The 3,971-nt window shown below is 71.4% G+C and carries 4 protein-coding genes; 1 reads left to right on the forward strand and 3 read right to left on the reverse strand.

What is annotated here, in order from left to right; all coding sequences use genetic code 11:
* Nucleotides 1-903 (reverse strand): serine/threonine-protein kinase (locus KS423_RS40265; RefSeq protein ID WP_224284689.1); only part of this gene is annotated, 903 nt, incomplete at its 3' end.
* A 448-nt stretch (nucleotides 904-1,351) separates the two neighbouring features.
* Between KS423_RS40265 and KS423_RS40270 the strand changes: the two genes are divergently transcribed.
* Nucleotides 1,352-1,999 carry a TetR family transcriptional regulator gene (locus tag KS423_RS40270; RefSeq protein WP_224284690.1) on the forward strand — a complete coding sequence of 216 codons (648 nt, stop codon included), beginning with the start codon at nucleotides 1,352-1,354 and terminating at the stop codon, nucleotides 1,997-1,999.
* A gap of 240 nt (nucleotides 2,000-2,239) precedes the next feature.
* On the opposite strand, the gene KS423_RS40275 is transcribed toward KS423_RS40270, so the two are convergent.
* Both KS423_RS40275 and KS423_RS40280 read right to left on the reverse strand, forming a co-directional pair.
* A complete protein-coding gene (locus tag KS423_RS40275; RefSeq protein WP_224284691.1) occupies nucleotides 2,240-3,184 on the reverse strand; it encodes a beta-ketoacyl-ACP synthase III in 945 nt (314 codons plus the stop codon).
* A 122-nt stretch (nucleotides 3,185-3,306) separates the two neighbouring features.
* The coding region (locus KS423_RS40280; protein ID WP_224284692.1) for a L,D-transpeptidase family protein at nucleotides 3,307-3,971 on the reverse strand (665 nt) is incomplete at its 5' end.

The raw sequence follows: 3,971 nt of genomic DNA on the forward strand, positions 1-3,971 counted from the left end.
CAGGGCGGCCGGCCGGCGGCCGCGCTTGCGCTCGATCAGCTCCAGCGCGTTGGCCGGCAGCCAGTCCCCGGCCTCGCCGGAGGCGTCGTCCCGGGAGAAGAGGTGCGGGGCCAGCTCGGCCTGGATCTGCGCCGGGGTGGGCCGGCGCTCGGGGGCCTGCTGCATGCAGGCGCGGACCAGGTCCATCAGCTCGGGCGGCATGCCGGTGAGGTCCGGCTCCTCGCGCAGCAGCTGGAACACCGTCTCGACCGGGTTGGTGCCCCGGTAGGGCGGGTGCCCGGTGGCGCAGAAGACCATCAGCGAGCCGAGCGAGAACACGTCGCTGGCGCCCCGGACGGTACGGCTGTCCCGGGCCTGCTCGGGGGACATGTAGGCGGGGGTGCCGACCGCGACGTTGGTCATGGTGAGCCGGGTGCTGGACACCCCGGACGCGATGCCGAAGTCGATCACCTTCGGGCCGTCCTCGACCACCAGGACGTTGGAGGGCTTGAGGTCGCGGTGGATCAGCCCGGCGCCGTGGATCGACTGCAGGGCCTCGGCGATGCCCGCGACCAGCCAGCGGGTGGCCTCCACCGGCAGCGGGCCGCACTCCTCGACCAGGTCCTCCAGCGAGGGCGACGGGATGTACGCGGTGGCCAGCCAGGGCACCCGGGCGTCCGCGTCCGCGTCCACCACGGCAGCGGTGTAGAAGCCGCCGACCGTCTTGGCCGCCGCGATCTCCCGGGCGAAACGGACCCGGAACAGCTCGTCCTCGGCCAGCTCCCCCCGCACGGTCTTGATGGCCACCCGCCGCCCCGACGCGGAACGCGCCAGGTAGACCAGCCCCATCCCACCCGCGCCGAGCCGCCCCAGCACCTCGAAGGGCCCGATCCGCCTCGGATCGTGCGCCGTCAGCTGGTCCACTCCGCTGCCACCTCCCCGTTGTCCGCACCCGCCGCGTGGTGCCGGACCCGATTCTCCAATGCCGCCCCGCGCATATCCAACCTCCCCCACCCGCCGGAACCCGTCGTCCGGGCCCGGACGACGCACCGGACGGGCCCCTGACCAGCGAGGACGGAACGGCCGGATCCTGACGCCCGCTCCGGGGGCGGCTTGCGCGCGCGGCCCCGGACCGTCCACTTCCGGACGGTGCCACATCTTCCCGCCACCGTCACGCTCTGTCACCCGACCACCCCTCAGCGGACTCGCCGTCACGCTGTGAGATCAAAAGCACACGGGGGGGCTTCAACAGGGGCTTCGAAGCCCGGTGAATATCCGTCCGAAGTGGTTCATGCCGCTATACCAACCCCCGTGCGGAGTAATAGTCGCATCACCGAATCGCGCCAAGATCGTGCCACGGTAAGCTGACGGCATGACAGGACAAGTTCGCACCGTCGACGGTCGCGTCGCCGGGCGACGCGGACAGGAGACGCGGCAGAAGCTGCTCGACTGCCTCCGCGAGATGCTCAGCACGTCGCCCTATCGGGACGTCAAGGTCATCGACGTCGCCCGTATGGCGGGTACCTCCCCCGCGACCTTCTACCAGTACTTCCCGGATGTCGAGGGCGCTGTCCTCGAAATCGCCGAGGAAATGGCCAAGGACGCCGACCAGCTCAAAGAGCTGGTGGCCGGAAAGTCCTGGGCAGGGAAGTCCGGACCGACCACTTCTGAAGAACTGGTCGACGGATTCCTCGCCTTCTGGCGCAAGAACGACGCCATTCTCCGAGTGGTCACGCTCGGTGCCGCCGAAGGGGACAAGCGGTTCTTCAAGATCCGCATGACGGTCCTCAACGCGGTCGCCAAGCCACTCGCCGAGGCCGTCAAGGAACTCCAGGCGAAGGGTCAGGCCGACAAGTCGCTCGACCCGAACGCCGTGGCCGGGGCCCTGGTCTCGCTGCTGGCTTCGGCGGCCGAGCACCAGAAGGCCTTCACCTCCTGGGGCGTCAAGGTCAAGGACCTCAAACCCAACCTCGCTCCCCTGGTGTACCTGGGCGTCACCGGCAAGAAGGCGCCCAAGTAGGACCATCCTCCGACCCACCATCCGCTCCGCGCGCAGCCCCGGCCTCCTGTCCGGGGTACGAGGGACGGCGGCCGTGTCCTCGGGGGAGGTCCGCCGACGTACCGCACGCGCGCCAGACATGCCGGTGGGCGGGTACCCGTGAAAGGGTGCCCGCCCACCGGCATGTGTGCGTTCCGACGGCCTCGTGGCGCCTTCAGGGGGCGTCGCGGCGCCGTTCGGGCGGCCGGCGACGCCGTCGGGTCAGGGGCAGCGCACGACCTGGCCGGCGTAGGCCAGGCCGCCGCCGAAGCCGAAGAGCAGGACCGGGTCGCCGGGCGAGAGCTCGCCGCGCTCGACCAGCTTGGAGAAGGCCAGCGGGATGGAGGCGGCCGAGGTGTTGCCGGAGTCGACCACGTCCCGGGCCACCACCGCGTCAGTGAGGCCCAGCTTGTTGGCGATCGCGTCGATGATCCGCAGGTTGGCCTGGTGCGGGACGAAGCCCTTCAGCTCGGCCGGGTCGATCCCGGCCCGCTCGCAGGCCTCGCGGGCCAACGGGGCGAGCTGGGTGGTGGCCCAGCGGAAGACCGACTGACCCTGCTGGCTGATCACCGGGTCCCAGCCGGTGATCACCACGGCGTCGCCCTTCTCCGGCACGGAGCCCCAGACCACCGGCCCGATGCCCGCCTCGCCGCCGTCCTCCTGGGCCTCGACCAGCGCGGCGCCCGCGCCGTCGCCGAAGATCACGCAGGTGGAGCGGTCGGTCCAGTCGAGCGTGTCGGACATCCGCTCGGCGCCGATCACCAGGGCGCGGCGGGCCGAGCCGGCCCGGATCGCGTGGTCGGCGGTGGCCAGGGCGTACGAGAAGCCGGAGCAGACCGTGTTGATGTCGTACGCGGCGGGCGAACGGATGCCCAGCCGGGCGGCCACGGCGGCGGCGGTGTTGGGGCTGCGCTCGATCGCGGTGCAGGTGGCGACCACGACGAGGTCGATCTCCGCCGGCGTCCGGCCGCCGTTGGCGAGCGCCTTCTGCGCGGCCTCGGTGGCGAGGTCGACCAGGCTCTCGTCCTCGGCGATGTGCCGGCTGCGGATGCCCACACGGGTGCGGATCCACTCGTCGTCGGTGTCGACGAGCGCCGCCAGGTCGTCGTTGGTGAGGACCTTGGGGGGCTGGTAGTGGCCGAGTGCCACAATGCGCGAACCGCTCATACTGCCATGGAACCGGGTTACCCGCTGGTCAGCATGGTATGACCGGTGACAGGATCCGCCCCCTCGTTCTGTAGGAGATCAACAAGGGGCGTTGCGGCGTCTGGGCTGCGCGTACGTCGAGGTCAGGCGGCCAGTGCGGCGGCGTCGCCCATCACGATGACCGGATGGGCCGCCGGGTCCAGGGTGCGGATCAACTGGGCCATCTTGTCCTCGGGGATCGACACGCAGCCGTGGGTCGGGCCGTCGTGGTCCACGTGGAGCCAGATGCCGCCGCCCTTCTTGGAGCCCATCGGGCGGCGCGGGTCGAGCGGGGAGTTGCCGGGGACGCGGTTGTAGTCGATCGCGACCACGTAGTCGAAGGAGCCGGCCAGCTGGTCCCCGAAGAAGCCCGTGCCGGAGACCACGAAGCTCGGGTCCTTGTCGTACGGGAGCTTGCTGCCCGGGTCCGCCTTGCGGCCGCCCGCGTCGGTGAGGCTGAACACGCCGATCGGGCTGCGCAGGTCGCCCTCGTTGTGGTCCGTGGTCCAGCCGTTCTTGCCGTTGTGGCCCTGCCAGGTCTCGCCGGCCAGCCAGCGGCCCTCGGGGGTGCGGGTCCAGAGGGTGACGGTGTTCTTGTCGGTGTTCTTGTCCTGGCCGGAGGCGACCACGACCTGGGTGGTCCCGGCGGGGATCTTCGCGGTGAAGGCGGCGCCGAGGCCGGGTATCGCGGCGACCGAGCCGTCCGCGCGGGTCTGGCTGCGGTCGGCGGCCGGGGGCGCCGCCTGCCGGTCGGAGGCGGCCTGGGCGG

The sequence above is a fragment of the Streptomyces sp. LS1784 genome (genome assembly GCF_020103755.1).
Lineage (GTDB): Bacteria > Actinomycetota > Actinomycetes > Streptomycetales > Streptomycetaceae > Kitasatospora.